This is a genomic window from Pseudomonas sp. 50_B (genome assembly GCF_017491625.1).
GTDB classification, from domain to species: domain Bacteria; phylum Pseudomonadota; class Gammaproteobacteria; order Pseudomonadales; family Pseudomonadaceae; genus Aquipseudomonas; species Aquipseudomonas danubii.
In genome coordinates, this window is record NZ_JAFGYX010000001.1 from 463,472 (window position 1) to 488,678 (window position 25,207).

Here is a 25,207-nt window from a genome sequence, read left to right on the forward strand (position 1 = left end):
CCTTAGGAGACAACTCCATGAGCCTCAACATCTTCTGGTTTCTGCCCACCCACGGCGACGGCCATTACCTAGGCACCGCCGAAGGCGCTCGCGCCGTGGATCATGCCTACCTGCAGCAGATCGCCCAGGCCGCCGACCGCCTGGGGTTTGGCGGGGTGCTGATCCCCACCGGGCGCTCCTGCGAGGATTCCTGGTTGGTGGCGGCTTCGCTGATTCCGGTGACCCAGCGTCTGAAGTTCCTGGTCGCCCTGCGCCCCGGGATCATTTCCCCGACGGTGGCGGCGCGTCAGGCGGCAACCCTGGATCGCTTGTCCGGTGGCCGGGCGCTGTTCAACCTGGTGACCGGGGGTGATCCGGACGAACTGGCCGGCGATGGCCTGTTCCTCGACCATGAAGAGCGTTACCAGGCCTCCGTGGAGTTCACCCGTATCTGGCGCCGGGTGCTGGAAGGCGAAACCGTGGACTATGACGGCCAACACATCAGCGTGAAGGGCGCCAAGCTGCTCTATCCACCGCTGCAGCAACCGCGCCCGCCGCTGTATTTCGGTGGCTCTTCGGAAGCCGCCCAGGATCTGGCCGCCGAGCAGGTGGACATGGTCCTGACCTGGGGCGAGCCACCGGCCGCCGTGGCCGAGAAGATCCAGCAAGTGCGGGACAAGGCAGCCAAGCTCGGACGCTCCGTGCGCTTCGGCATCCGCCTGCACGTGATTGTGCGGGAAACCAATGCCGAGGCCTGGCAGGCCGCCGAGCGCCTGATTTCCCATCTGGACGACGACACCATCGCTCGGGCCCAGGCGTCCCTGGCGCGCTTCGATTCCGTGGGCCAGCAGCGCATGGCGGCCCTGCATGGGGGGCGTCGCGACAAGCTGGAAGTCAGCCCCAATCTCTGGGCCGGAGTGGGTCTGGTGCGTGGCGGGGCCGGCACCGCACTGGTGGGCGATGGCCCTACGGTGGCGGCGCGGATGAAAGAGTACGCGGACCTGGGCATCGATACCTTCATCTTCTCCGGTTATCCACACCTGGAAGAGTCCTATCGCGTGGCCGAGTTGCTGTTTCCGCACCTGGATATCGAACGGCCCAAGCTGCCCGAAGCCGCCGGTTACGTCAGCCCGTTCGGGGAGATGGTCGCCAATGACATCCTTCCCAAAGCCGCGTCCCAGAGCTGAGGTGCGGCCATGAATGGACAACGCATAGTGCATCGGCTGGCGCCCTGGGGGCTGCCGTTGCTGTTGCTCGCGGTGTGGCAACTGTCGGTGTCGGCGGGTTGGCTGTCGACCCGCATCCTGCCGGCTCCCAGCGCGGTGATCGAAGCCGGGATCAGCCTGGTCCGCAGCGGTGATATCTGGACCCACCTGGCTATCAGTGGCTGGCGTGCGGGGCTGGGCTTTGTCATCGGTGGCGGTATCGGCCTGGTGCTGGGCTTCATCACCGGCTTGTCGAAATGGGGTGAACGCTTGCTGGACAGCTCGGTGCAGATGATCCGCAACGTACCGCACTTGGCGCTGATTCCCCTGGTGATTCTGTGGTTCGGCATCGACGAGTCGGCGAAGATTTTCCTGGTGGCGCTGGGCACTCTGTTTCCGATCTACCTCAACACGTACCACGGCATTCGCAACGTCGATCCGGCGCTGGTGGAAATGGCCCGTAGCTATGGCTTGTCGGGGTTTGCGCTGTTTCGCCAAGTGATCCTGCCGGGAGCCTTGCCCTCGATCCTGGTGGGCGTGCGTTTTGCCCTGGGCTTCATGTGGCTGACCCTGATCGTCGCGGAAACCATCTCCGCCAGCTCCGGCATCGGCTATCTGGCCATGAATGCCCGGGAGTTCCTGCAGACCGATGTGGTGGTGCTGGCCATCGTCATGTATGCGCTGCTAGGCAAGCTTGCAGACCTTGCGGCGCGGGGCCTGGAACGAGTCTGGCTGCGCTGGCATCCGGCCTATCAAGTGGCCAGGGGAGATGCCCAATGACGGCTCAACAACCTCCACGGCTGCTGCGGGGCATTCCCCTGGCCGTGCGCAAATTGCAAAAGACCTTTGGGGCGCGGCAGGTGCTGCGGGAAATCGATCTGCACATTCCTGCCGGTCAGTTCGTGGCTGTGGTGGGCCGCAGCGGTTGCGGCAAAAGCACCTTGCTGCGCCTGCTGGCCGGTCTCGACCAGCCTTCGGGCGGTGAGTTGCTGGCCGGTTCCGCGCCCTTGAGCGCAGCCATCGAAGACACCCGGCTGATGTTCCAGGAGGCGCGTTTGCTGCCCTGGAAGAAAGTCATCGACAACGTTGGGCTCGGCCTCAAGGGCCACTGGCGGCCCCAGGCCCTGGAAGCCCTTGAGGCGGTGGGCCTGGCCGATCGCGCCCATGAATGGCCGGCGGCGCTGTCAGGTGGCCAGAAGCAGCGGGTGGCCTTGGCCCGAGCCCTGATTCACCAGCCGCGACTGTTGCTGCTGGACGAGCCGCTGGGAGCACTGGATGCCTTGACCCGGATCGAGATGCAGCAGTTGATCGAACGTTTATGGCAGCAACATGGCTTCACCGTATTGCTGGTGACCCACGATGTCAGCGAAGCCGTGGCAATTGCCGATCGGGTGATCCTGATCGAGGACGGCGAGGTGGGCCTTGACCTGCACGTCGAGCTGCCACGCCCGCGGGTGCGCGGTTCCCATCGCCTGGCGGCCCTGGAAACCGAAGTCCTCAATCGCGTGCTGTCACTGCCAGGCTCACCGCCGGAGCCGGAACCCGTTTCACCCTTGCCCACGCAGTTGCGCTGGGCTCTTTAAAACAGCGACTCATATTCGACCCCAGGAGAAATACCATGACCATTAAAGCCATCAACGTACGCAATCAGTTCAAAGGCACCATCAAGGAAATCGTCGAAGGTGATGTGCTGTCGGAAATCGATGTGCAGACGGCTTCCGGGATTGTCACTTCGGTGATCACCACCCGCTCGGTCAAGGAGCTGGAACTGTCCATCGGCAGCGAGGTGATTGCCTTCGTGAAATCCACCGAGGTGTCGATCGCCAAGTTGTGAGCGATGCAGTGCAACAGCCCCGAAGGGTGCGAGTCCTTCGGGGCTTTTTTCATGGACGCTGTAAATAACGGTCAGATTTGATACTTTCCCTGCTTTCGGCAAGGCCTGAACAGTACAAACATGACAACAGAGCAGGGTCCAAACGTAGGGTATCTGGAGTTTGATCGCGAGCGCTGGTCAGCTCTGCGGGCCGCAGAACCCATGAGTCTGTCACCGTCCGAGATGGAGACGCTGACCAGTCCGACCCAGCCCATGGCGCCCGAGGAGGTGAGGCAGATCCTGCTCCCGCTGTCGCGCCTGCTGCATTTGCATGCGGCCCAGGTAGAGTCACTCAAGGCCCCCCAGGCAGGTTTCAAGGCGCCTTATGTCATAGGTGTTTCCGGCAGTGTCGCGGTGGGCAAAAGCAGTTTTGCCAGGGTCCTGGCGGCCCTTCTGGCCTATTGGCCGGACAAGCCCAATGTGCATCTGGTGACTACGGACTCCTTTCTTTTCCCCCTGGCGACCCTTCAGGAAAAAAATATCCTGCACCGCAAGGGATTTCCCGAGTCCTACGATGAGCCGTTGTTCGTGGATTTTCTGCAATCGGTGTGCAGGAAGGGTGAGTCCGTGAAGATCCCCATCTACTCCCACGTCCGCTACGACATCCTGGCCGATGAGGCGCAGTCGGTGGAGGCTCCGGACATCATCATCCTCGAAGGCCTGAATGTACTGCAGGGGGAGCAGGGGCAAGGCCTGAGCTCCCTGGATTTCATCGACTTCTCCATTTACGTCGATGCGTCCGAGGAGGCGATCAAAGCCTGGTACCTGGAGCGCTTTGTCTACTTGAAGAACACCGCTTTTCAGGCGGCAGATTCCTATTTCAACAAGTACAAGGGGCTTTCGGACCTTGACGCCTTGTCGGTGGCGTCCGATACCTGGGACCGGGTCAATCTGAAGAATCTCGTCGAAAACATCCTGCCGACCCGGGAACGGGCGAACCTGATCATTCACAAATCAGCGGATCACAGCATCGACAGGTTGCTGCTGCGGCAGGTGTGAGCGCTCAGAGCGGCGTTGGGCGCTTGGGCAGGTAGGGCGGCAAGTAAAGGCTCAGGTAGGCATCGAAGACCCGCATGCCTTCCTCCGCCATGCGCGGGGTGATCTGCCCGTGCTGCTGCACCGATCGCGCGTACACCCGGTCTCCCAGCTCCATGGCCAGGGCGAATACATCCACATCCTGGGGCAGTGTCGGCAGCTCGAAGTGGTGATTGAACCGCTTGTGCATCAGGTCACCCAGCTCAATGTCGTGCTGGCGATCGGCCTGGGTGACTTCCGTCAAACCGTGCTGGGCAAGGATCAACTGGCGGGCCGCCGCGTCCTCGCCGTAGATGTCGAGCATGCGTTGTTCGACCAGGCGTGACAGGTCCCGCCAACTGTCGAGCCGGTCGTGGTCGATGGGCGCTTGCAGGCAGGCGCGAAACGCTTCGTGGACATCGGCGGTCAGGGCTTCCAGCAGGGCCGGGACACTGGCGAAGAAGTGATAGACCGAGGACGGTGGAATCTGCGCCCGTTCGGCCACGCTGTAGATCGACAGGCTGGCCACACCCTCGCTGGCGAGCAGGGTCCGGGCGGCGTCGAGTATCGAGTCGATCCGGGCCTGGCTGCGTGCACGGGGTTTGCGAAGAGGGGCGGTGCGCGTCATCGGTGTCTCCTACTGGGCAGCGGGCATTGTACGCGAGAGCGTCAGAGTTCCTGTATCCGCCGGCCATGGATCAGTGGCACAAAAAAACGCCGCGGGGCTGTCAGCTCCGCGGCGTTTTTTTGCAACAACCGCTTAAACGGTGTGCAGGTACCAGTTGTACTCGAGGTCGGAGATGGAGTGTTCGAACTCTTCCAGCTCGCTCTCTTTGCAGGCCACGAAGATATCGATGTACTTCGGATCGATGTACTTGGCCATTACCTCACTGTCGTCCAGCTCGCGCAGGGCATCGCGCAAGTTGTTCGGCAGGCTCTGCTCGTTCTGCTCGTAGCTGTTGCCTTCGGTCGGCGCCGGTGGCTCGATCTTGTTGGTCAGGCCGTGGTGCACGCCCGCCAGGACCGAGGCCATCAACAAGTACGGGTTGGCGTCGGCGCCGGCGACCCTGTGTTCCAGGCGCACGGCATCGGCCGAACCGGTCGGCACCCGCAGGGCCACGGTGCGGTTGTCCAGGCCCCAGCTCGGCGAGTTCGGCACATAGAACTGTGCGCCGAAACGACGGTAGGAGTTGACGTTCGGGCAGAGGAAGGCCATCTGCGCCGGCAGGGTCTCGAGCACACCGCCGATCGCGTGACGCAGTGCGGCGTTCTGCTCGGGATCCTCGCTGGCAAAGATGTTCTTGCCATCTTTATCCAGAACCGAAATGTGGACGTGCAGACCGTTGCCCGCCTGGCCTGGGTAAGGCTTGGCCATGAAGGTGGTATCCATCTCATGGTCGTAGGCGATGTTCTTGATCAGGCGCTTGAGCAGTACCGCGTAGTCGCATGCCTTGATCGGGTCGGCCACGTGGTGCAGGTTGACTTCGAATTGTGCCGGGGCACTTTCCTTGACGATGGCGTCGGCCGGGATGCCTTGTTCCTTGGCACCTTCCAGAATGTCCTGGAGGCAGTCGACGTATTCGTCGAGATCGTCGATCAGGTAGACCTGGGTGGAGTGCGGGCGTTTGCCGGAGATCGGCGAACGTGGCGGTTGTGGACGGCCGTTCACGTTCTCCTGGTCGATCAGGTAGAACTCCAGTTCGAAGGCGGCGCAGATGGTCAGTCCCAGTTCGTCGAACTTGGCCACGACCTGGCGCAGTACTTCTCGTGGATCGGCGAAGAACGGATCGCCTTCAAGCTCGTGCATGGTCATCAGCAGTTGCGCGGTAGGACGCTTCTGCCAGGGCTCGTTGCACAGGGTATCGGGGATTGGATAGCAGATTCGGTCAGCATCGCCGATGTCCAGGCCCAGGCCGGTGCTTTCCACCGTAGAGCCATTGATATCCAGGGCAAACAGGGAGGCCGGCAGGTTGATGCCTTTCTCGTAAACCTTGTGGAGGCTGGTGCGTTCGATGCGCTTGCCGCGCACCACACCATTCATATCCGCAATCAGAAGGTCAACGTACAGAACCTCAGGATGTTCCTTAAGGAACGCGTTCGCTTCGTTGAGCTGAACGGCACGCGGGGGTACCGACATGATGCAACACCTTTGTTGTTAAAAATATCAATCATTGATCTTTTCTGGTTTCAGTCAACCCGAACGGCATGCCGAAGTCAAGTAAGGCTCTTTACGCCCTAATAAAGGGCTGGCGAGGCTCTTTTGGGGCAAAACAGGGCGTTTTTTGGGACTCGACTGCCTCGGGTAGCGCAGACTTGAGCGGGCCGTGTTGTATTTTTTACGGGGGTGTTGTGTAAAAAAATGAACAAGGCTAAGCTCGAATCAAACCCATAACAGCAATAATACCGGGGTGTTTCATGTCTCGCCTGCCGTTAATCGGCATCACCGCCTGCTCCAGGCAGATCGGTCTGCATGCCTATCACATCAGTGGCGACGAGTATGTACAGGCAGTAGCCAGCGCAGCCCAGGGCGTGCCGGTGATTCTTCCGTCCGTGGCGCAGTTGCTTTCCCCGTCCGATATTCTGGACGGTCTGGACGGCATCCTCTTTACCGGTTCTCCCTCCAATATCGAACCTTTCCATTACCAGGGGCCTGCCAGCGCGCCGGGCACTGCTCATGATTCTGCACGGGACGCGGCCACTCTGCCGCTGTTGAATGCCGCCGTCGAAGCCGGTGTTCCGGTGCTGGGCATCTGTCGTGGATTCCAGGAAATGAATGTAGCCCTGGGCGGCAGCCTTCATCAGAACGTGCATGACGTGCAGCCGTTCATGGACCACCGCCATGATGACGAGCCTGGTCAGCCCCTGGATGCCTGGTACGCGCCTGCCCATGATTTGCACGTCCAGGCGGGTGGGGTCCTGGCAAATCTGGGCCTGCCGCAGAAGATTCAAGTCAACTCGATTCATGCTCAAGGCGTTGAACGTCTGGCGCCGGGCCTGCGGGTCGAGGCGCTGGCGCCTGACGGTCTGGTGGAAGCCATCTCGGTCGAGGGAGGCAAGGCATTTGCTTTGGGGGTGCAATGGCACCCCGAATGGCAGGTAAGCTGCAATCCTCACTATCTGGCCATCTTCCAGGCTTTTGGTGATGCCTGCCGCAAACGGGCAAAACAACGCGACGCTGAAGCGTCACACAACGCCTGACTTAATAGAGAGTCAGGAAACTCAGCCTAGAGGCATTTATGAGTAACAACCTCGACCAGCTCACCGATTGGTTGAAAGACCACAAGATCACAGAAGTCGAATGCATGATCGGCGACTTGACCGGTATCACCCGGGGCAAGATCTCGCCGACCAACAAGTTCATTGCCGAAAAAGGCATGCGCCTGCCCGAGAGCGTGCTGTTGCAGACCGTGACCGGCGACTATGTCGAAGACGACATCTATTACGAGTTGCTGGACCCGGCGGACATCGACATGATTTGCCGCCCCGACCAGAACGCGGTGTACCTCGTGCCCTGGGCCATCGAACCCACTGCCCAGGTGATCCACGACACCTACGACAAGCAGGGCAACCCTATCGAGCTGTCGCCTCGCAACGTCTTGAAGAAGGTGCTCAAGCTCTACGCCGACCACGGCTGGCAGCCCATCGTGGCGCCGGAGATGGAGTTCTACCTGACCAAGCGCAGCGACGACCCGGACTACCCGCTGCAGCCGCCGATCGGCCGTTCCGGCCGCCCTGAAACCGGTCGCCAGTCGTTCTCCATCGAAGCGGCCAACGAATTCGATCCGCTGTTCGAAGATGTCTACGACTGGTGCGAACTGCAGGAGCTGGACCTGGACACCCTGATCCATGAAGACGGCACGGCGCAGATGGAGATCAACTTCCGTCACGGCGACGCCCTGTCCCTGGCCGACCAGATCCTGGTGTTCAAGCGCACCATGCGCGAGGCGGCCCTCAAGCACGACGTGGCGGCCACCTTCATGGCCAAGCCCATGACCGGCGAGCCTGGTAGCGCCATGCATTTGCACCAGAGCATCATCGACATCAACACCGGCAAGAACGTCTTCTCCAACGAAGACGGAACCATGAGCCAGCTGTTCCTCAACCACATTGGCGGGCTGCAGAAGTTCATCCCCGAGTTGCTGCCGCTGTTCGCTCCCAACGTCAACTCGTTCCGCCGCTTCCTGCCCGATACCTCGGCGCCGGTAAACGTCGAGTGGGGCGAAGAGAACCGCACCGTGGGCCTGCGGGTGCCGGATGCCGGACCGCAGAACCGTCGGGTGGAAAACCGTCTGCCGGGCGCCGACGCCAACCCTTACCTGGCCATTGCTGCCAGCCTGTTGTGCGGCTTCATCGGCATGGTCGAAGGCCACAACCCGAGCGCGCCAGTGGTCGGTCGTGGTTATGAACGACGCAACCTGCGCCTGCCGTTGACCATCGAGGACGCCCTGGAGCGTATGGAAAACAGCAAGACCATCGAGAAGTACCTGGGCCAGAAGTTCATCACCGGCTACGTCGCGGTGAAGCGGGCCGAGCACGAAAACTTCAAGCGCGTGATCAGTTCGTGGGAGCGGGAATTCCTGCTGTTCGCCGTCTGATTCGCCGGGCGCCGCTGCCCCCCAGCGGCGCCTTCACTGACACTTAGGAGAGATTGATGACTCATAAAAACCCGCAAACCCGCGAGTGGCAAACCCTCAGCAGTGATCACCACCTGGCGCCTTTCAGTGACTTCAAGCAATTGAAGGAGAAGGGGCCGCGGATCATCACCCATGCCAAGGGTGTGTACCTCTGGGACAGTGAAGGCAATCAGATTCTCGACGGCATGGCCGGCCTGTGGTGCGTAGCCATTGGCTATGGCCGTGATGAACTGGCGGAAGCGGCCAGCAAGCAAATGCGCGAACTGCCCTATTACAACCTGTTCTTCCAGACCGCCCACCCGCCGGTGCTGGAGCTGTCCAAGGCGATCGCTGATATCGCGCCAGAAGGCATGAACCACGTGTTCTTCACCGGTTCCGGCTCCGAAGGCAACGACACCATGCTGCGCATGGTCCGCCATTACTGGGCGATCAAGGGCCAGCCGAACAAGAAGACCATCATCAGCCGGGTCAACGGCTACCACGGTTCCACCGTGGCCGGCGCCAGCCTCGGCGGCATGACCTACATGCACGAACAGGGCGACCTGCCGATTCCGGGTATCGTTCATATCCCGCAACCGTACTGGTTCGGTGAAGGTGGCGACATGAGCCCCGAAGAGTTCGGTATCTGGGCGGCCAACCAGTTGGAAGAGAAGATTCTGGAACTGGGTGTGGATAACGTCGGTGCCTTTATCGCCGAGCCGATCCAGGGCGCTGGCGGCGTGATTGTGCCGCCGGACAGCTACTGGCCGCGGATCAAGGAAATCCTCGCCAAGTACGACATCCTCTTCGTCGCCGACGAAGTGATCTGTGGCTTCGGCCGCACCGGTGAGTGGTTCGGTAGCGATTTCTACGACCTCAAGCCCGACATGATGACCATCGCCAAGGGCCTGACCTCCGGCTACATCCCCATGGGCGGCCTGATTGTCCGTGACGAAGTGGTGGCGGTGCTCAACGAGGGCGGCGATTTCAACCACGGTTTCACCTACTCCGGCCATCCGGTGGCCGCAGCCGTGGCCCTGGAAAACATCCGCATCATGCGCGATGAAAAAATTATCCAGCGCGCCCACGAAAAAGCGGCACCCTATTTGCAGAAACGTCTGCGTGAGCTGAGTGATCATCCGTTGGTGGGTGAGGTTCGCGGGGTAGGCCTGCTGGGGGCGATCGAGCTGGTCAAGGACAAGGCCACCCGCGCGCGCTATGAAGGCCGCGGCGTGGGCATGATCTGCCGACAGTTCTGCTTCGATAACGGTCTGATCATGCGTGCCGTGGGCGACACCATGATCATTGCGCCACCGCTGGTGATCAGCGAGGCGGAGATCGACGAACTGGTGGCCAAGGCGCGCAAGTGCCTGGATCTGACCTTGAGTGTGCTGCAGAACTGAGTGCTAGGCTTTGAGCGTGGTGCTTACGGGCACGGCGCTCGAAGCAGATATAAAGGATGGGTCTTTCCTTGAAAGCCGGCCTTGGATCTTGCCAGACTACCCGCCGTTTTGGTTGCCCTGAGACTGGCCGCTGAGCGAGTGGTTAAAAAAGAATAATTGGAGCATTACGCATGAAGGCATTAGGTATGAAGTTAGCTGGCAAGACCCTCCTCGCCATGTCCCTGATGGGCGTGATGGCGGCGGCAGCGCAGGCGGACGATAAAGTACTGCACGTTTATAACTGGTCCGATTACATCGCCCCGGACACCATCAAGAAATTTGAAGCCGAGTCGGGCATCAAAGTGGTCTATGACGTGTTCGACAGCAACGAAACCCTGGAAGCCAAGTTGCTCGCCGGCAAATCCGGTTACGACGTAGTCGTGCCTTCCAACAACTTCCTGGCCAAGCAGATCAAGGCCGGTGTCTATCAGGAACTGGACAAGTCCAAGTTGCCGAACTGGAAGAACCTCAACGAATCGCTGCTCAAGGCGGTATCGGTGAGCGACCCGGGCAACAAGCACGCCTTCCCTTACATGTGGGGTTCGATCGGCATCGGTTTCAACGCCGAGAAGGTCAAGGCGGTATTGGGTGCCGACGCACCGACCAACTCCTGGGACCTGCTGTTCAAGCCGGAAAACGCCGAGAAGTTGAAGGCTTGTGGCGTCAGTTTCCTCGATTCGCCAACCGAGATGATTCCGGTGGCGCTGCACTACCTGGGCTACCCGACCGACAGTCAGGACAAGAAGCAACTGGCTGAAGCCGAAGCCCTGTTCCTCAAGATCCGTCCTTCGATCGCCTATTTCCACTCGTCCAAGTACATCTCCGACCTGGCTAACGGCAATATCTGCGTCGCCGTGGGTTACTCGGGCGATATCTATCAGGCCAAGGCCCGCGCCGCCGAAGCCGGTGACAAGGTCAAGGTCAGCTACAACATTCCGAAAGAGGGTGCTGGCAGCTTCTACGACATGGTCGCCATCCCTAAAGACGCGGAAAACGTCGACGGCGCCTACAAGTTCATGACCTTCCTGCAAAAGCCTGAAGTCATGGCCGAAATCACCAACGCCGTGCGTTTCCCCAACGGTAACGCGGCTGCAACCCCGTTGGTCGATAAAGACATCACCAGCGACCCGGGCGTTTACCCGCCAGCTGACGTACAGGCCAAGCTGTACGCGATTGCTGACCTGCCGGCCGCGACCCAGCGCATCCTGACCCGCAGCTGGACCAAGATCAAATCCGGCAAATAAGCCAATTTGCAGCACGACCTGTTGCCGTCATCGTGGCGAGGGCGGCAACAGGTAACAATTAAATGACAGAAAGTTTTGCTGGATTGGTTTATCGAGGGTAAGTTGCGCGCCGGTTTTGTTGCTGGGCAGCTCGGAGGCTGTCAGGTAGCGCGGGGCAACTTGGGCCCAACTATTTAAGAGGACCTCCACTTGCCTATTTCTTTATTTCGCAAAGCCATGCTGGTCGCCGCCAGCCTGACGCTGGTGGCTGGCGCGCAGGCTGCACCGACCGTGCATATTTATAACTGGTCCGACTACATCGGTCAGAACACCCTGGCCGAATTTGAAAAAGCCACGGGCATCAAGCCGGTGTATGACGTTTTCGATTCCAACGAAACCCTGGAAGGCAAGTTGCTGGCCGGTCGTACCGGTTATGACGTGGTGGTGCCGTCCAACCACTTTCTGGGCAAACAGATCAAGGCCGGGGCTTTCCAGAAACTCGACAAGAGCCTGCTGCCTAACTACTCCAATCTCGATACGGCGCTGCTCAAGCGTCTGGAGATGAACGACCCGGGCAACCAGTACGCGGTGCCGTACCTGTGGGGCACCAATGGCATTGGCTACAACGTCGACAAGGTCAAGGCCGTGCTGGGCGTGGACAAGATCGACTCCTGGGGCGTGCTGTTCGAGCCGGAGAACATCAAGAAGCTCAACAGCTGCGGCGTGGCCTTCCTTGATTCTGCCGATGAAATGATGCCCACGGTCCTCAATTACCTGGGCCTGGATGCCAACAGCACCAACCCCCAGGACTACAAGAAGGCCGAAGCCAAGTTGCTGGCGGTGCGTCCCTACGTGACCTACTTCCACTCGTCCAAGTACATCTCGGACCTGGCCAACGGCAATATCTGCGTGGCCATCGGCTTTTCCGGCGACGTGTTCCAGGCCAAGGCCCGGGCCGCCGACGCTGGCAAGGGCGTGAACATCGCCTACGCGATTCCGAAGGAAGGCGGTGCCCTGTGGTTCGACATGCTGGCGATCCCCAAGGACTCGACCAACGTCAAGGAGGCTCACGCCTTCATCAACTATTTGCTGCAACCTGAGGTGATTGCCCAGGTCAGTGACTACGTCGGTTACGCCAACCCCAACCCCGGGTCGGACAAGCTGATGGAGCAGTCCATTCGCACTGACGAAGCGGTTTATCCACCGCAAGCTGTACTCGACAAGACCTACGTGTCCATCGAGTTGCCACCCAATATCCAACGCTTGATGACCCGTAGCTGGACCAAGGTCAAGACGGGTAAGTAGTTCCACAGGCTCAAACTATCCAAGGTCCGCCCACGTGGGGCGGGCTGCAAATTTTGTTGGGAGTTTCGCAAATGGCAGTTGCCTCCGGCGCCTATAAGAAAGCCCTCGAGGGCGACCAGACACCTAAGCAGGTGCTGGTCAAAATCGACCGGGTCACGAAGAAGTTCGACGAGACGGTTGCCGTGGACGATGTGTCCCTGGAAATCAAGAAGGGCGAGATCTTCGCCCTGCTCGGCGGCTCGGGTTCGGGCAAGTCCACCTTGCTGCGGATGCTGGCTGGTTTCGAACGGCCAACGGAGGGGCGAATCTTCCTCGATGGTGTGGACATCACCGACATGCCGCCCTATGAGCGGCCGATCAACATGATGTTCCAGTCCTACGCGCTGTTCCCGCACATGACCGTGGCCCAGAACATCGCCTTCGGCCTCAAGCAGGACAAGATCCCAGCGGCCGAAATCGACGCCCGGGTGGCGGAGATGCTCAAGCTGGTACAGATGAGCCAGTATGCCAAGCGCAAGCCGCACCAGCTGTCCGGTGGCCAGCGCCAGCGCGTGGCCCTGGCTCGCTCCCTGGCCAAGCGTCCCAAGCTGTTGCTGCTGGACGAACCCATGGGCGCCCTGGACAAGAAGCTGCGCTCGCAGATGCAGCTGGAACTGGTTGAGATCATCGAGCGCGTAGGCGTGACCTGCGTGATGGTGACCCACGACCAGGAAGAGGCCATGACCATGGCCGAACGCATCGCCATCATGCACCTGGGCTGGATCGCCCAGATCGGCAGCCCGATCGATATCTACGAGACTCCGGTCAGCCGCCTGGTCTGCGAATTCATCGGCAACGTCAACATCTTCGAAGGTGAAGTGGTGGACGATGCCGAAGGTCACGCCCTGATCACCTGCAAGGACCTGGACCGCAGCATCTATGTCGGCCACGGCATCAGTACCTCGGTGCAGGACAAGTCGGTGACCTACGCGATCCGCCCGGAAAAGCTCCTGGTGACCGCCGAGATGCCGACCTGCGAGTACAACTGGTCCAGCGGCAAGGTGCACGACATTGCCTACCTGGGCGGCCACTCGGTGTTCTACGTCGAGCTGCCGAGCGGCAAGCTGGTGCAGTCCTTCGTGGCCAACGCCGAGCGTCGCGGCGCCCGGCCGACCTGGGGTGACCAGGTTTACGTGTGGTGGGAAGACGACAGCGGCGTGGTACTGCGCTCATGAACATGCGAAAGCTCAAGCGCCGACTCAATCGAATAATTCCCGGTGGCCGTCAGCTGGTCATCGGGGTTCCGTTCATCTGGCTGTTCCTGTTCTTCATGCTGCCGTTCTTCATCGTGCTGAAGATCAGCTTCGCCGAAGCGGACGTGGCCATTCCGCCGTATACCGAGATCTACAGCTACGTCGACCAGAAGCTGCAGGTGCTGCTCAACCTGGGCAACTACGCGATGCTCGGCGACGACGAGCTGTACATCGCGGCTTACCTGGGCTCGCTGAAGATGGCGTTCTTCAGCACCATCCTCTGCCTGCTGATCGGCTACCCGATGGCCTATGCCATCGCCAGTGCCCGTAAAGAGCTGCAGACGGTGCTGGTGCTGCTGATCATGATGCCGACCTGGACCGCGATCCTGATTCGGGTCTATGCCTGGATGGGCATCCTCAGCAACAACGGCCTGCTCAACGGCTTCCTGCTGTCCATGGGCTGGATCAACGAGCCGCTGCAGATCCTCAACACCAACATCGCGGTGTACATCGGCGTGGTCTATTCCTACCTGCCGTTCATGATCCTGCCGCTGTACGCCAACCTGGTGAAGCACGACACCAGCCTGCTGGAGGCCGCGGCCGACCTGGGTTCGAGCACCTTCAACAGCTTCTGGAAGATCACCGTGCCGCTGTCCAAGAACGGCATCATCGCCGGTTGCATGCTGGTGTTCATCCCGGTGGTGGGCGAGTTCGTGATTCCGGAACTCTTGGGCGGCCCGGAAACCCTGATGATTGGTAAGGTGCTCTGGCAAGAGTTCTTCAACAACCGTGACTGGCCGGTGGCATCCGCCCTGGCGGTGGTGATGCTGGCGATCCTGATTGTGCCGATCATCCTGTTCAACCGCAGTCAGGCCAAAGAAATGGAGGGCAAGGAATGAAGCGCTTCAGTTTCTCAAGCATGATGCTGGTGCTGGGCCTGTTGTTCATCTACCTGCCGATGCTGATCCTGGTGATCTACTCGTTCAACGCCTCGAAACTGGTGACGGTCTGGGGCGGCTGGTCGATCAACTGGTACATCGGCCTGCTGGATAACACTCAGCTCATGGGCTCGGTCCTGCGCTCCCTGGAAATTGCCTGCTACACCGCCGTTGCCGCGGTGGCCCTGGGCACCCTGGCGGCGTTCGTCCTGACCCGGATCACTCACTTCAAGGGCCGCACCCTGTTCGGTGGCCTGGTGACGGCGCCGCTGGTGATGCCTGAAGTGATCACCGGCCTGTCGCTGTTGCTGCTGTTCGTGGCCATGGCTCAGGCGGTCGGCTGGCCTCAGGAGCGTGGCATCGTCACCATCTGGATTGCCCACACCACGTTCTGCGCGGCTTATGTGGCGGTGGTGGTGTCGGCTCGCCTGCGCGAGCTTGACCTGTCCATCGAAGAGGCGGCCATGGACCTGGGCGCGCGGCCGTGGAAGGTGTTCTTCCTGATCACCATCCCGATGATCGCGCCGTCCCTGGCAGCGGGGGGCATGATGTCCTTCGCCCTGTCCCTGGATGACCTGGTCCTGGCGAGCTTCGTCTCTGGCCCTGGCTCCACCACCTTGCCGATGGAAGTGTTCTCGGCGGTGCGCCTGGGGGTCAAACCGGAGATCAACGCCGTGGCCAGCCTGATCCTGCTGGCGGTGTCCCTGGTGACCTTCCTGGTCTGGTTCTTCAGCCGCCGCGCCGAAGAAGCTCGCAAGCGCGCGATCCAGCAAGCCATCGAAGAGAGTGCTGCCGACTCCTGGAAGCAGCCTGACGTACGTCGGGCCCAGGCGCCGGAAGCGGTCTGACCTCAGGTTCGCAACACCTCAGGTTCGCAATAAAAAACCTCGCCCCGTAACCGGGAGCGAGGTTTTTTATTGCCTCATGCCGCCTGTTTCGCCGTAGGAGCCGGCTTGCCGGCGAAAGCGTTCGCGAGATGTACGCCAGGCTTGCAGGCTTCTTCGCTGGCAAGCCAGCTCCACGGGGCGGGGCGCTCAGGGGCGGCGGGCCGGCAGCAGCTTCAGGGTGCTGCGGGTGTTGGCGGTGACTTCCTCTTCGCTGAAGTGCGCCTGTTGGTAGACCCCTTCGATGTAGGCCTCGGCCTGGTCGTCGTAGTGCTTGTCGAACAGCACGCCGCTCTGGCCCACCGGGTTGATGGTCAGGCTGTGGGCCGGGTCGGCGAAGTCGATGATGCGCCGGGTCGAGGGGCCATACACCACGGACCAGGGCGCCGGACCGATCTTGGCAGTGAGGTTGTTAGGCACTTCATGGCTGCCTGGGGCGTCCAGGGGGCCGACGTTGAATACCCGGTCCAGAGGCTTCTGCATCCCCAGCGGGTGGCCGTGGGTCAGGGTATGGGCGCTGCCCCAGCGCCATTGCGCGGGGTTGGCGCCCAGGGTGCGCTTGAGGTGGTCGATGCTGGCGTGCCAGGCCACCTTGACCGTGTCGGCCCGGCTTTCACGCTGGGGCGTGGTGCGGTTGTCCCACCAGGGGGAATCGGGATCGGCCGCCAGCCGGGGCAGGGCAGCATCCACCACTCGGGCCTGGATCAGGGCGTCGAAGTAGGCGTCGCCGAGTTTTTCATGGAAGGTGGCGTTGGCCAGCTCGAACAGGAATTGGTTGAACAGGGTGGCGCTGGTGGAGTCCAGCGGGTAGTCGCCCTGCCACTTGGCCAGTTGCTCCACCAGTTTCAGTTCCTCGGGGGCGTCGACCACTTCCCGCAGCACGGGCAACAGCGGTGCCAGCAGGCGCGGCCCGTAGGCGGTTGTCGTGCCCAGCTGCAGCTTCTGGGTGTTTTCCAGGTCCCATTTCACGCTTTTGTCACTGAGTTGACGGTCCAGTTGCTGGCCCCGGTCGGCGAGGTTGTAGTAGCCGGGGATCTCCATGCCGGTCGGGGAGACGGGCTGGAAGTTGGCGGAGACGATATAGCCCCGGGCCGGGTTCTCTTCCTGGGGATTGGCGCTAAAGGGGTAGAAGCCCTCCTTGTCAGCCATGGCGGTGCTGCCGTCGAGCAGGAACGCCGGTTTCGCCCCGGTCGGGCGCTTGGGCAGCAGCGCCGCCGCCCACCAGCCGATATCGCCCTTGGCGTTGGCCCAGACAATGTTCAGGCCGGGGGCGTGGATCTTGGCGGAGGCCGCTCGGACCTTGACCAGGGTATCGGCGCGGTTGAGCTGGTAGAAACCATCGAGGATCGGGTTGGGGGTTTCCAAAAAGCCCCACCACATGGCCACCGGGGCCTTGCCCACGGTGGTGCCGAGCATGTCGTTGATGATCGGGCCGTGGGGCGACTGGCGCAGGGTCAGGGTCACCGGCGCCTGTCCCTTGACTGCAATCTGCTGCTCGCTGCTGATCAGATCGACCCATTTGTCATGGAACCAGACCTGATTGGGGTTTTCCGGGTTGACCTTCTCGACGATCAGGTCGAGATCGTCGTTCTGGAACATGGTCAGGCTCCAGCCGAAGTCCAGGTTGTGGCCCAGGAAGGCGAAGGGCACCAGGGCCTGATGATGGCCGTAGAGTTCGAAGCCCGGTGCCGAAAGCTGCGCCTCGTACCACACCGACGGCAGGGAGTAGCGGATGTGCGGATCGCCGGCCAGCAGCGGGCGTCCGCTCTTGGTTCGAGCGCCGGCCACGGCCCAGGCGTTGCTGCCTTCAAATTGCGGCAGTCCGGCCTCGCTCAGGGCTTGCTGGCTCAGGAGGGCGATCTGCCCCAGGTCCTGCCAGTCGACAGCGGCCAGGGGCTGTGAAGGTTGCGGCTTGCCTTTGGCCAGCACGCCCTTGGGCTGCCAGTCGAGGTCGAAGACCTTCAGGTAATCGTTGCCCAACTGGTCGCGGATGTAGGTCAAGAGCGGTTCGGTGCGAAAGGCCATGGCGAAGCTGTAGGCCATGAAGCCGGCGACGCTGACGGTGTCTTCTGCGGTGAATGGCCGCTTGTGGATGCCCAGGACATCGAACTCCATGGGGCTGGCGTGGCTGTCCTGATACTGGTTGATGCCATCCAGATAGGCTTCCAGGGCCTTCCAGGCGGGAGACTGACGGTCGAGCCCGGCCACATAGCTGTCAGCGCGCTCGCGGATGCGCAGGCTGCGGAACAGTTTGTCGGTATCCAGTAGCTTGGGCCCCAGGACCTCTGCCAGTTCGCCCCGGGACAGGCGCCGCAAGACTTCCATCTGGAACAGTCGGTCCTGGGCGTGGACGTAACCCAGGGCGCGATACAGGTCGGTTTCGTTCTCCGCGCGGATATGGGGCACGCCACGCTCGTCGTAACGCACAGTGACCGAGCCTTGCAGGCCACGGACTTCCACCTGGCCCTGCCGCGTCGGCTGCTTGCTGTAGAGATAACCGACGACACCCGCCAGCAGGGCGAGGATCAGGACAGCGACGACGGTCAGGCTGCGTTTCATGCGGGCTCCTTGCTGTTGTTTTCAGTGCCGCCCTGGAAGAGCAGCAGAGATTTAGCACAAGTCATGGGCCTCGCGCAGGAGGCAGTCCTTGAATAGTCGCGAATGCCTTAATTGGCAGTGACTGGCCAGGGACAGTAGCAGCCTACCGCCAGGGTGTGGGTGGCATTGATCTGGCGATGGTTCTCGAGCGCCTGGAGGATAGGCTCGATGAAGCTGTTGCTGGAGTTGCAGGTCAGGCCTTCGCTGTAGGGCCCGAAGTATGCCAGCTTGCCGTTGCGGTCCCAGATCGCCACCGCCGGACTGGCGGGAATCTGTTCGGCACCGGGCAGGCTGTCGAGGGGCTTCAGGCGGCCCAGGGTGGCGGGCAGTTGGCCGTGGCTGCCGGGCTTCTGCACGGAATAGAACTCCACGCCCCGCGGACCATAGGTTTCGATCAGTTCAGCCAGGTGCTGCTGGTTGCCGACGTTGCAGGGGCAGGCCGGGTCCCAGAAGTGCACCAGGCGGATGGCGCCGGGGCCGGCCAGCTCGGCGGGCAGTTGCAGCGGGTCGCCGGAGAACACCGCGGTGTGCTCACTGAAGGCCCGCAGATAGCGTCCCTGGAACCAGTCGTAGGCACACCACAGCACAACGGTGCAGATCAGGACGAGCAGGCTGGCAAGCAGGGAGGTGCGGTAAGGCTGGCGCATTAAGATCGGTCCTCGAAGGTCGCGTAGCTTGCCATGCTTGCCGCGACAGATGAATATCGCAGGCCTAGAAAGCCTGTTTTATCCCCGGTGCCCCCCGCTTTGGAAAATCCCATGTCCGTGACCTTCGACCCCGACCACCTGCGTGCCAGTCTGCAACCTCTGGTGGCTGGGCAGCCCTTGTCGGTGGAGGCCCAGGCCTATCAGCGCTTCTATGGGCTGGACTTCGCCGGACGGGCGCTCGTGCCACGCAGTCGCCTGGGGCGCTTTCAAGTGGAGGGCTACGAGGTGGTCACGCAGGTGTGGTGGCCGGAACAGCCACAGGCAACGCTGTTTCTGTTCCACGGTTTCTACGATCACATGGGCTTGTACCGGCATGTGATCGAGTGGGCTCTGCAGCGCCGCTTCGTGGTGATTTCCTGTGACCTGCCCGGGCACGGCCTGTCCAGTGGCGAGCGCGCCAGCATCGATGATTTCGCGGTGTATCAACAGGTACTGCAAGGCCTGTTCGCCGAGGCGCGGTCTCTGGAGTTGCCCCAGCCCTGGCACTTGTTCGGGCAAAGCACCGGTGGCGCGATCATCATGGATCACTTGCTCAACCAGGGTGCCGAGAGCCCGGCCCAGGGGCAGGTGGTGCTGCTCTCGCCCTTGGTACGGCCGCGGGCCTGGGGCTGGTCGATGCTCAGCTATTACCTGTTGCGGCCATTTGTCAGCGGCATTGCCCGGCGCTTCAGCGAGAACTCCAACGATCCGGATTTTCTTGCCTTCCTCCAGGCCGATCCGTTGCAGCCACAACGTTTGCCCACTGCCTGGGTCGGCGCGTTGGCGCGTTGGATCAAGCGGCTGGAAGCGGCCCCGCGCAGTTCAAGGCAGCCGCTGATCGTGCAGGGGCAGGCGGACATGACGGTGGATTGGGAGCACAACCTGCAAGTGATTCGCGGTAAGTTCACGGCCCCCGAGGTCTTGATGCTGCCTGAGGCGCGGCATCACCTGGCCAATGAAATTCCCTTGTACCGCGATCAGTACTTCGCCTTTCTGACCCAGCACGTCTGAGCCCCGGGAGATGGGTGTAGCCGCTGCCGTAGGCTGCGAACGGCCCGAAGAGTCGCTGGAGGTTCGGCGCTGGATTGCCAGGCAAGGTCCTGCGGAGCTTTGCGCAGCCTCGCGGGCTCGGCAGCGGCTACAGGTGAGTTGGCTGGATCAGGGGGCGAGGCTGGAGGTACTCTGGCCGACCGCCAGACCGGCGCGAATCGCTGCCAGGGCTGCCTGGTAATAGGCCTTGCCCTCAGTGGATTCGGCGAAGGTTGCGAACTCTTCCAGCTCGGTGTCGGACAGGTCCCGGTAAACGTACAGCAGGGTGTTGTTCAGGTCGTTGCCGATCTGCTGCATCAATCGCTGGCGCTGACCATTGAGCATGCCCTGGGCCTGCCCCCCTCCCAGCAGGCCGGGAATCATCTGGCTCAGGCTGTCTGCGGCGACTCCGGCGATCGCCAGGCTGACCTCCGCGCCGGCCTCCTTGGCCGGCAGTGCCTGGGCCAGGTGGCCGATGATCAATTGGCGGTTATCGCTGACCTGCATCTTCGGCAGGCCCTGAGCATTCTTGGCCAACTGGTCGCGACGGGTGGCCAGCAGTTCGGCGGCGACGATCTTGCGGCCCAGGGGCGACTGGAAGAAAGCCAGGGCGGGGGCGGGATTGGCGAGATGCCGGCGCAGTTGCTCTTCGGCGCGACGGTCCACGGCCTGGGGCGCAAAGCGCTGGTTGCTGTTGTCCACCAGGGCCTGGTAGACCGCTGGCGGCAAGCTGTTCTGGTAGCGCTGCTGGGCGGCGCTGAGGGCATCGTTGAAATGCGCGCGCTGTTCCGGCCAACCGGCGACCTTGTACAACTGGTCGTGGCTGTCTGCCCAGGCAGGCAAGGCGCAGAACATCAACAGTGAGAAAAGCAAACGGCGCATAAGGACTCCTGTCAGCAGGCGACTATTCTCCGGGGCAAGGCGATGGTTGTCGAGAATTCGTATCAGGATCGCCCGCTAAAGTAATGAGTGGAAAGTGCATTGAAAAAAAATGCGTGATCCTCCGCTCTGTGGCTCTGTCAGATTTATCTGATGCTGGATACTATGCGCGCCATGCAAATACCCTCTGATCATCCGCTGTTGTTGCGTATCGTCGACGACCTGGCCGCCTGTGGCTGGTCGCAGCAGAATATTTTCCTGCCCGAGGGTCTGACCCTCGAACTGGCGGCTGAGTGCCGTAAACGTGCAATAGAAGGTGAACTGGCGCCTGCGGCGGTAGGGCGAGGCCCGGCCCAGGAGATACGCGAGGGTATTCGCGGCGACCATATCCAGTGGCTCGAGCCCGGCCAGGCCGAGGCCGTCGATACCTATCTGGGGTTGATGGACAGCCTGCGCGAGGCCCTCAATCGAGGCCTGTTTCTCGGGCTTGAGGATTTCGAATGTCACTTCGCGATGTACCCGCCGGGCGCCTTCTACAAGCGTCACGTGGATCGCTTTCGCGATGACGACCGGCGCATGGTGTCGGCAGTGATCTACCTCAACTCGCAATGGTTGCCCGAACACGGCGGGCAACTGCGCATGTACCTGAACGATCAGGAACCATACGATGTAGCCCCCGTCGGGGGCCGGCTAGTGGTGTTTCTCTCTGGCGAGGTACCCCATGAAGTCCTCCCAGCGACCCGGGAACGCCTGTCCTTGACCGGTTGGTTCCGGCGTCGTGGCAACGAGCCGTTCTGATGATGCACAAGGTTCTGGTCAGTCGCTGTCTGTTGGGCCACCGCGTACGCTACGACGGCGGCGCCAGCGGCCCGTTTGATCAACTGGCCGCCTGGCTGCAAGAGGGGCGGGTGGTTGCGCTCTGTCCGGAAGTGGCCGGTGGCTTGCCGACGCCACGGGCGGCGGCGGAGATTCCCGGTGGTCAGGGCGGCGATGTGCTTGCAGGGCGGGCACCGGTGATGACCACGGAAGGCGAAGATGTCAGCGCCCAGTTCCTCTCTGGGGCGCGCCAGGCGCTTGAGCTGGTGGAACAGCACGGGATTCGCGTTGCCGTGCTCAAGGCCAACAGCCCATCCTGCGGCAACCTGCTGACCTACGACGGCACCTTCAGCGGGGTCAAAGTCCAGGGCGAAGGGGTGACCGCGGCTTTGCTGAAGCGGCACGGGGTTCAGGTCTTCAGCGAACTGCAACTCCCCGAAGCCGCTGCCGCCCTGGCCACATTGTCCTTGTAGCCGCTGCCGAGCCCCGGCGAGGCTGCGAAAAGGCTCGCAGAGCCTTGCCTGGCGGTCTCTCGCCGACCTCTAGCGGCCAAATCCCTGCGTCCCTTCGGGCCGTTCGCAGCCTGCGGCAGCGGCTACAGCTCAATCCGGCAGGTTGTGTCGTTTACTGCCCGGCGTCGCTCTTGGGCGGTTTGCTCGCATCCATGCCGAACCATTTTTCCGACAGGGCCATCAATCGCCCATCGGCCTTGATTCGCTGCAGGGCGCTGTCCAGGCTCGCCTGGAACGCCGGGTTTCCTTTCTGGAAGGGAATCGCCAGGCTCAGGGTCGGGCCCACCTTGGCGCCTTCCTTGACTGGCAGGCGACTGTCGCGAATGGCGTAGGGAATCAGCAGGCGGTCGCTGATGGCCGCGTCGATCTGTTTGTCCGCCACATCCTTGATCGGTTGCTGGGCATCGGCATAGCTGCGCAGGTTGATGCCTTCCACGGTCCGTGCCTGATCAACGAACTGGCTGCCCTGAGCCACGCCCAGCGCCTGGCCACGCAGGGCCTGGAGGGAGAGCAGCGGGCGTTGTTCTTCCTTGCGCACGATCAACTGGGCGCTGGAATAGCTATAGGGCTCGCTGAAATCGAAACGATCCTTGAGTTCCGGGGTCACTGCTATGTGGTTGATGGCCACGTCGAACTTGCCGCTCTCCACACCCGGCAGCAACTCGGCCGCCGCGGTCACCACGAAGTCCGCGCGCACGTCCAGCTCACTGGCCAGCAACTGCCCCAACTCCACCTCGAAGCCGGTGAGTTTGCCGTCGTCCTTGAAGTTGAAAGGTGGCGTATTGGCTTCCAGGGCGATGCGCAGTTCCCCGCGGTCATTGATGTCGTCCATCAGTTCGGCTTGAGCGCCAGTGCTCACAAGGGGTAGCAAAAGTATCAGGCCAGGCAGGAAACGCATGGTCACTCCTTGAATTTATATGAGCGATGCGCCGTTCAGGCTCGCTTTGCTAAGGTGTTGAGTGCCTTCGACAACGAATCGCCACGAAGTTGTCATAACCGTAAAAGATTTGCGGAAAAACTGGAGAAGATAATGAAAAATTTTATGTCCCGTGCGGCCTTGGCCAGTCTGTTGCTTGGAGCTTCGATGCTGGCGGGCGCGGCGGATATTCCTCGTACTCAGGCACCAGCGGGCGCCAAGGTGTTCATCGTTTCACCTGCTGATGGAGCCACCGTGGACAAGACCTTCAAGGTCAAGTTCGGCGTTGAAGGCATTGCCCTGGCACCGGCGGGCGATCAGACCGCCAATACCGGCCACCATCACCTGCTGATCGATGTCGATCAACTGCCGGCCGAGAACCTGCCGATCCCGATGGACGCCAACCACCTGCATTTCGGCAAGGCCCAGACCGAAACCGAAGTGACCCTGACCCCGGGCAAGCACACCCTGCAGTTGGAGCTGGGCGACAAGAACCACGTGCCGTTCAGCCCGGTCATCGTCTCCAAGAAAATCACAGTAATAGTGAAATAATCGTAAACGCTGCGCAAAAAAAGGGAGCCTTGATGGGCTCCCTTTTTTGCGCAGCTAGCTGCAAGGTTTCAGCTACAAGCTGCAAGCCAGTTATGGCTTGCAGCTTGAAACTTGCCGCAGCTCTTAGAACAGCACACGGCAACGGATGGTGCCGTTGATGTGCTGCAGCTTCTCTTGCGCCAGGTCCGAGTACTCGGCGTCGACGTCGATTACCACGTAGCCGACCTTTTCGTTGGTCTGCAGGAACTGACCGGAGATGTTGATGCCGTTTTCGGCGAAGACCTTGTTGATCTCGCTCATCACACCCGGGATGTTCTCGTGGATGTGCAGCAGGCGGTGCTTGCCAGGGTGGGCCGGCAGCGCCACTTCCGGGAAGTTGACCGAGGAGACCGAAGTACCGTTGTCGCTGTACTTGACCAGCTTCTCTGCCACTTCCAGGCCGATGTTGGCTTGGGCTTCAGCGGTGGAGCCGCCGATGTGCGGAGTCAGGATCACGTTGTCCAGGCCGCGCAGCGGGCTTTCGAACTCTTCGTCGTTGGAGCGCGGTTCAACCGGGAACACGTCGATGGCCGCGCCGATCAGGTGCTTGTCCTTGATCGCGTCCGCCAGGGCGTCCAGCTCAACCACGGTGCCGCGAGCGGCGTTGATCAGGATGCCGCCTTTCTTGATGGCACGGATTTCCTTTTCGCCGATCATCCACTGAGTGGCCGCGGTTTCCGGCACGTGCAGGGTGACGATGTCGGACATGCCCAGCAGTTCGTGCAGGTTGCCCACCTGGGTGGCGTTGCCCAGTGGCAGCTTGGTCACGGTGTCATAGAAGAACACCTGCATCCCCAGGCCTTCGGCCAGGACCGACAGCTGAGTACCAATGGAGCCATAACCGACGATACCCAGCTTCTTGCCGCGGATTTCGAAGGAGTTGGCCGCGCTCTTGATCCAGCCGCCACGGTGGCAGGAAGCGTTTTTCTCAGGGATGCCGCGCAGCAGCAGGATGGCCTCGGCCAGTACCAGTTCGGCGACCGAACGGGTGTTGGAGTAAGGCGCGTTGAACACCGCGATGCCGCGCTCGCGAGCGGCGGACAGGTCAACCTGGTTGGTGCCGATGCAGAAGCAACCCACTGCGACCAGTTTCTTCGCGTGGTCGAAGATCTCTTCGGTCAGTTGAGTGCGGGAGCGAATGCCGATGAAGTGTGCATCGGCGATCTTTTCCTTGAGCTGGGCTTCCGGCAGAGAACCGGTGAGGTACTCGATGCTGGTGTAGCCGGCGGCCTTGAGGACGTCGACAGCGGATTGGTGGACGCCTTCGAGGAGAAGGAACTTGATCTTGCTCTTATCGAGAGAAGTCTTGCTCATCTGCGTAAACCTGTGTCCCGGAGAAAAATGGCAGGGAAATGGACAGCTTGAGCTGACCTGGACGGCATGCAACCGCCACCGCGGGAAGGCCCTTGGGCACTCTCCTGCGGGGGCGGTATGCTAGCATACGCGCCCCGCTAAACACTCATTCCTGCGAC

At 61.4% G+C, this 25,207-nt stretch carries 24 protein-coding genes; 17 read left to right on the forward strand and 7 right to left on the reverse strand.

What is annotated here, in order from left to right; all coding sequences use genetic code 11:
- Positions 1 to 17: 17 nt before the first annotated feature.
- The 5 genes from ssuD to coaA all read left to right on the forward strand — a co-directional run bounded on the left by ssuD (position 18) and on the right by coaA (position 4,056).
- Positions 18 to 1,166, forward strand: a complete 1,149-nt coding sequence (gene ssuD, locus J5M73_RS02220) for an FMNH2-dependent alkanesulfonate monooxygenase (RefSeq protein ID WP_102862153.1) — start codon at positions 18 to 20, stop codon at positions 1,164 to 1,166.
- A 9-nt stretch (positions 1,167 to 1,175) separates the two neighbouring features.
- Complete coding sequence (ssuC, locus tag J5M73_RS02225) at positions 1,176 to 1,964, forward strand: aliphatic sulfonate ABC transporter permease SsuC (RefSeq protein ID WP_102862152.1); 789 nt, start codon at positions 1,176 to 1,178, stop codon at positions 1,962 to 1,964.
- Positions 1,961 to 2,767, forward strand: coding sequence for an aliphatic sulfonates ABC transporter ATP-binding protein (gene ssuB / locus J5M73_RS02230; RefSeq protein WP_102862151.1), 807 nt, complete (start codon positions 1,961 to 1,963; stop codon positions 2,765 to 2,767). The genes ssuC and ssuB overlap by 4 nt, the downstream gene beginning before the upstream one ends.
- 35 nt (positions 2,768 to 2,802) lie before the next feature.
- Positions 2,803 to 3,018, forward strand: a complete 216-nt coding sequence (locus J5M73_RS02235) for a TOBE domain-containing protein (protein WP_011064106.1) — start codon at positions 2,803 to 2,805, stop codon at positions 3,016 to 3,018.
- A gap of 120 nt (positions 3,019 to 3,138) precedes the next feature.
- Positions 3,139 to 4,056 carry a type I pantothenate kinase gene (gene coaA / locus J5M73_RS02240; RefSeq protein WP_102862150.1) on the forward strand — a complete coding sequence of 306 codons (918 nt, stop codon included), beginning with the start codon at positions 3,139 to 3,141 and terminating at the stop codon, positions 4,054 to 4,056.
- 4 nt (positions 4,057 to 4,060) lie between these two features.
- On the opposite strand, the gene J5M73_RS02245 is transcribed toward coaA, so the two are convergent.
- Together J5M73_RS02245 and J5M73_RS02250 are read right to left on the reverse strand one after the other, a co-directional pair.
- Positions 4,061 to 4,699 (reverse strand): TetR/AcrR family transcriptional regulator, encoded by a 639-nt coding sequence (locus J5M73_RS02245; RefSeq protein WP_102862149.1) that lies wholly within the window; start codon positions 4,697 to 4,699, stop codon positions 4,061 to 4,063.
- A 132-nt stretch (positions 4,700 to 4,831) separates the two neighbouring features.
- Positions 4,832 to 6,208, reverse strand: coding sequence for a glutamine synthetase family protein (locus tag J5M73_RS02250; protein ID WP_085581012.1), 1,377 nt, complete (start codon positions 6,206 to 6,208; stop codon positions 4,832 to 4,834).
- 278 nt (positions 6,209 to 6,486) lie between these two features.
- Here J5M73_RS02250 and J5M73_RS02255 point away from each other — a divergent pair, with 278 nt between their 5' ends.
- From J5M73_RS02255 to J5M73_RS02290, 8 genes are all read left to right on the forward strand, one after another.
- Positions 6,487 to 7,269: a gamma-glutamyl-gamma-aminobutyrate hydrolase family protein gene (locus J5M73_RS02255; protein WP_102862148.1), complete on the forward strand. Its 783-nt coding sequence runs from the start codon at positions 6,487 to 6,489 to the stop codon at positions 7,267 to 7,269.
- Positions 7,270 to 7,307: 38 nt separating this feature from the next.
- Positions 7,308 to 8,666 carry a glutamine synthetase family protein gene (locus tag J5M73_RS02260; RefSeq protein WP_102862147.1) on the forward strand — a complete coding sequence of 453 codons (1,359 nt, stop codon included), beginning with the start codon at positions 7,308 to 7,310 and terminating at the stop codon, positions 8,664 to 8,666.
- Positions 8,667 to 8,722: 56 nt separating this feature from the next.
- Entirely contained in the window at positions 8,723 to 10,087 is a 1,365-nt protein-coding gene (locus tag J5M73_RS02265) for an aspartate aminotransferase family protein (RefSeq protein ID WP_102862146.1), read from the forward strand.
- Between the two features lie 185 nt (positions 10,088 to 10,272).
- Complete coding sequence (locus J5M73_RS02270; protein ID WP_102862145.1) at positions 10,273 to 11,370, forward strand: polyamine ABC transporter substrate-binding protein; 1,098 nt, start codon at positions 10,273 to 10,275, stop codon at positions 11,368 to 11,370.
- A gap of 189 nt (positions 11,371 to 11,559) precedes the next feature.
- Positions 11,560 to 12,654, forward strand: a complete 1,095-nt coding sequence (locus J5M73_RS02275; protein WP_102862144.1) for a polyamine ABC transporter substrate-binding protein — start codon at positions 11,560 to 11,562, stop codon at positions 12,652 to 12,654.
- A 71-nt stretch (positions 12,655 to 12,725) separates the two neighbouring features.
- Positions 12,726 to 13,868, forward strand: a complete 1,143-nt coding sequence (potA, locus tag J5M73_RS02280; protein WP_041120308.1) for a polyamine ABC transporter ATP-binding protein — start codon at positions 12,726 to 12,728, stop codon at positions 13,866 to 13,868.
- A gap of 35 nt (positions 13,869 to 13,903) precedes the next feature.
- A complete protein-coding gene (locus J5M73_RS02285) occupies positions 13,904 to 14,785 on the forward strand; it encodes an ABC transporter permease subunit (protein ID WP_177431301.1) in 882 nt (293 codons plus the stop codon).
- Complete coding sequence (locus J5M73_RS02290; protein WP_102862142.1) at positions 14,782 to 15,672, forward strand: ABC transporter permease subunit; 891 nt, start codon at positions 14,782 to 14,784, stop codon at positions 15,670 to 15,672. The genes J5M73_RS02285 and J5M73_RS02290 overlap by 4 nt, the downstream gene beginning before the upstream one ends.
- Before the next feature lie 186 nt (positions 15,673 to 15,858).
- Here J5M73_RS02290 and J5M73_RS02295 read toward each other — a convergent pair whose 3' ends face one another.
- Both J5M73_RS02295 and J5M73_RS02300 read right to left on the reverse strand, forming a co-directional pair.
- Positions 15,859 to 18,267 carry a penicillin acylase family protein gene (locus J5M73_RS02295; protein WP_207166723.1) on the reverse strand — a complete coding sequence of 803 codons (2,409 nt, stop codon included), beginning with the start codon at positions 18,265 to 18,267 and terminating at the stop codon, positions 15,859 to 15,861.
- A 107-nt stretch (positions 18,268 to 18,374) separates the two neighbouring features.
- The gene (locus J5M73_RS02300; protein WP_102862140.1) at positions 18,375 to 18,953 is read right to left on the reverse strand and encodes a DUF6436 domain-containing protein; all 579 of its coding nucleotides are present in this window, start codon (positions 18,951 to 18,953) and stop codon (positions 18,375 to 18,377) included.
- Between the two features lie 111 nt (positions 18,954 to 19,064).
- Here J5M73_RS02300 and J5M73_RS02305 point away from each other — a divergent pair, with 111 nt between their 5' ends.
- The gene (locus tag J5M73_RS02305; RefSeq protein ID WP_102862139.1) at positions 19,065 to 20,003 is read left to right on the forward strand and encodes an alpha/beta hydrolase; all 939 of its coding nucleotides are present in this window, start codon (positions 19,065 to 19,067) and stop codon (positions 20,001 to 20,003) included.
- Between the two features lie 147 nt (positions 20,004 to 20,150).
- Here the strand turns inward: J5M73_RS02305 and J5M73_RS02310 are convergent, their stop codons facing one another.
- A complete protein-coding gene (locus tag J5M73_RS02310; RefSeq protein ID WP_102862138.1) occupies positions 20,151 to 20,903 on the reverse strand; it encodes a DUF2059 domain-containing protein in 753 nt (250 codons plus the stop codon).
- A gap of 162 nt (positions 20,904 to 21,065) precedes the next feature.
- Here J5M73_RS02310 and J5M73_RS02315 point away from each other — a divergent pair, with 162 nt between their 5' ends.
- Together J5M73_RS02315 and J5M73_RS02320 are read left to right on the forward strand one after the other, a co-directional pair.
- Positions 21,066 to 21,698, forward strand: a complete 633-nt coding sequence (locus tag J5M73_RS02315; RefSeq protein WP_162884161.1) for a 2OG-Fe(II) oxygenase — start codon at positions 21,066 to 21,068, stop codon at positions 21,696 to 21,698.
- A 2-nt stretch (positions 21,699 to 21,700) separates the two neighbouring features.
- Entirely contained in the window at positions 21,701 to 22,189 is a 489-nt protein-coding gene (locus tag J5M73_RS02320; protein ID WP_102862529.1) for a DUF523 domain-containing protein, read from the forward strand.
- Positions 22,190 to 22,340: 151 nt separating this feature from the next.
- Here J5M73_RS02320 and J5M73_RS02325 read toward each other — a convergent pair whose 3' ends face one another.
- Complete coding sequence (locus tag J5M73_RS02325; RefSeq protein ID WP_102862136.1) at positions 22,341 to 23,126, reverse strand: transporter substrate-binding domain-containing protein; 786 nt, start codon at positions 23,124 to 23,126, stop codon at positions 22,341 to 22,343.
- 132 nt (positions 23,127 to 23,258) lie between these two features.
- Here J5M73_RS02325 and J5M73_RS02330 point away from each other — a divergent pair, with 132 nt between their 5' ends.
- A complete protein-coding gene (locus tag J5M73_RS02330; protein ID WP_102862135.1) occupies positions 23,259 to 23,696 on the forward strand; it encodes a DUF4399 domain-containing protein in 438 nt (145 codons plus the stop codon).
- Between the two features lie 123 nt (positions 23,697 to 23,819).
- Here the strand turns inward: J5M73_RS02330 and serA are convergent, their stop codons facing one another.
- Complete coding sequence (serA, locus tag J5M73_RS02335) at positions 23,820 to 25,049, reverse strand: phosphoglycerate dehydrogenase (protein ID WP_011064084.1); 1,230 nt, start codon at positions 25,047 to 25,049, stop codon at positions 23,820 to 23,822.
- Positions 25,050 to 25,207: the final 158 nt, after the last annotated feature.

Bases quoted from the DNA above. Each gene is read 5' to 3' on its own strand.
- J5M73_RS02235 (WP_011064106.1), top strand. From the start codon at position 2,803: ATGACCATTAAAGCCATCAACGTACGCAATCAGTTCAAAGGCACCATC.
- J5M73_RS02250 (WP_085581012.1), bottom strand. From the start codon at position 6,208: ATGTCGGTACCCCCGCGTGCCGTTCAGCTCAACGAAGCGAACGCGTTC.
- J5M73_RS02290 (WP_102862142.1), top strand. From the start codon at position 14,782: ATGAAGCGCTTCAGTTTCTCAAGCATGATGCTGGTGCTGGGCCTGTTG.
- J5M73_RS02255 (WP_102862148.1), top strand. From the start codon at position 6,487: ATGTCTCGCCTGCCGTTAATCGGCATCACCGCCTGCTCCAGGCAGATC.
- J5M73_RS02310 (WP_102862138.1), bottom strand. From the start codon at position 20,903: ATGCGCCGTTTGCTTTTCTCACTGTTGATGTTCTGCGCCTTGCCTGCC.
- J5M73_RS02295 (WP_207166723.1), bottom strand. From the start codon at position 18,267: ATGAAACGCAGCCTGACCGTCGTCGCTGTCCTGATCCTCGCCCTGCTG.
- serA (WP_011064084.1), bottom strand. From the start codon at position 25,049: ATGAGCAAGACTTCTCTCGATAAGAGCAAGATCAAGTTCCTTCTCCTC.
- J5M73_RS02320 (WP_102862529.1), top strand. From the start codon at position 21,701: ATGCACAAGGTTCTGGTCAGTCGCTGTCTGTTGGGCCACCGCGTACGC.
- ssuB (WP_102862151.1), top strand. From the start codon at position 1,961: ATGACGGCTCAACAACCTCCACGGCTGCTGCGGGGCATTCCCCTGGCC.
- ssuD (WP_102862153.1), top strand. From the start codon at position 18: ATGAGCCTCAACATCTTCTGGTTTCTGCCCACCCACGGCGACGGCCAT.
- J5M73_RS02315 (WP_162884161.1), top strand. From the start codon at position 21,066: ATGCGCGCCATGCAAATACCCTCTGATCATCCGCTGTTGTTGCGTATC.
- J5M73_RS02265 (WP_102862146.1), top strand. From the start codon at position 8,723: ATGACTCATAAAAACCCGCAAACCCGCGAGTGGCAAACCCTCAGCAGT.
- J5M73_RS02245 (WP_102862149.1), bottom strand. From the start codon at position 4,699: ATGACGCGCACCGCCCCTCTTCGCAAACCCCGTGCACGCAGCCAGGCC.
- J5M73_RS02325 (WP_102862136.1), bottom strand. From the start codon at position 23,126: ATGCGTTTCCTGCCTGGCCTGATACTTTTGCTACCCCTTGTGAGCACT.
- J5M73_RS02270 (WP_102862145.1), top strand. From the start codon at position 10,273: ATGAAGTTAGCTGGCAAGACCCTCCTCGCCATGTCCCTGATGGGCGTG.
- potA (WP_041120308.1), top strand. From the start codon at position 12,726: ATGGCAGTTGCCTCCGGCGCCTATAAGAAAGCCCTCGAGGGCGACCAG.
- J5M73_RS02300 (WP_102862140.1), bottom strand. From the start codon at position 18,953: ATGCGCCAGCCTTACCGCACCTCCCTGCTTGCCAGCCTGCTCGTCCTG.
- J5M73_RS02330 (WP_102862135.1), top strand. From the start codon at position 23,259: ATGAAAAATTTTATGTCCCGTGCGGCCTTGGCCAGTCTGTTGCTTGGA.
- ssuC (WP_102862152.1), top strand. From the start codon at position 1,176: ATGAATGGACAACGCATAGTGCATCGGCTGGCGCCCTGGGGGCTGCCG.
- J5M73_RS02305 (WP_102862139.1), top strand. From the start codon at position 19,065: ATGTCCGTGACCTTCGACCCCGACCACCTGCGTGCCAGTCTGCAACCT.
- J5M73_RS02260 (WP_102862147.1), top strand. From the start codon at position 7,308: ATGAGTAACAACCTCGACCAGCTCACCGATTGGTTGAAAGACCACAAG.
- coaA (WP_102862150.1), top strand. From the start codon at position 3,139: ATGACAACAGAGCAGGGTCCAAACGTAGGGTATCTGGAGTTTGATCGC.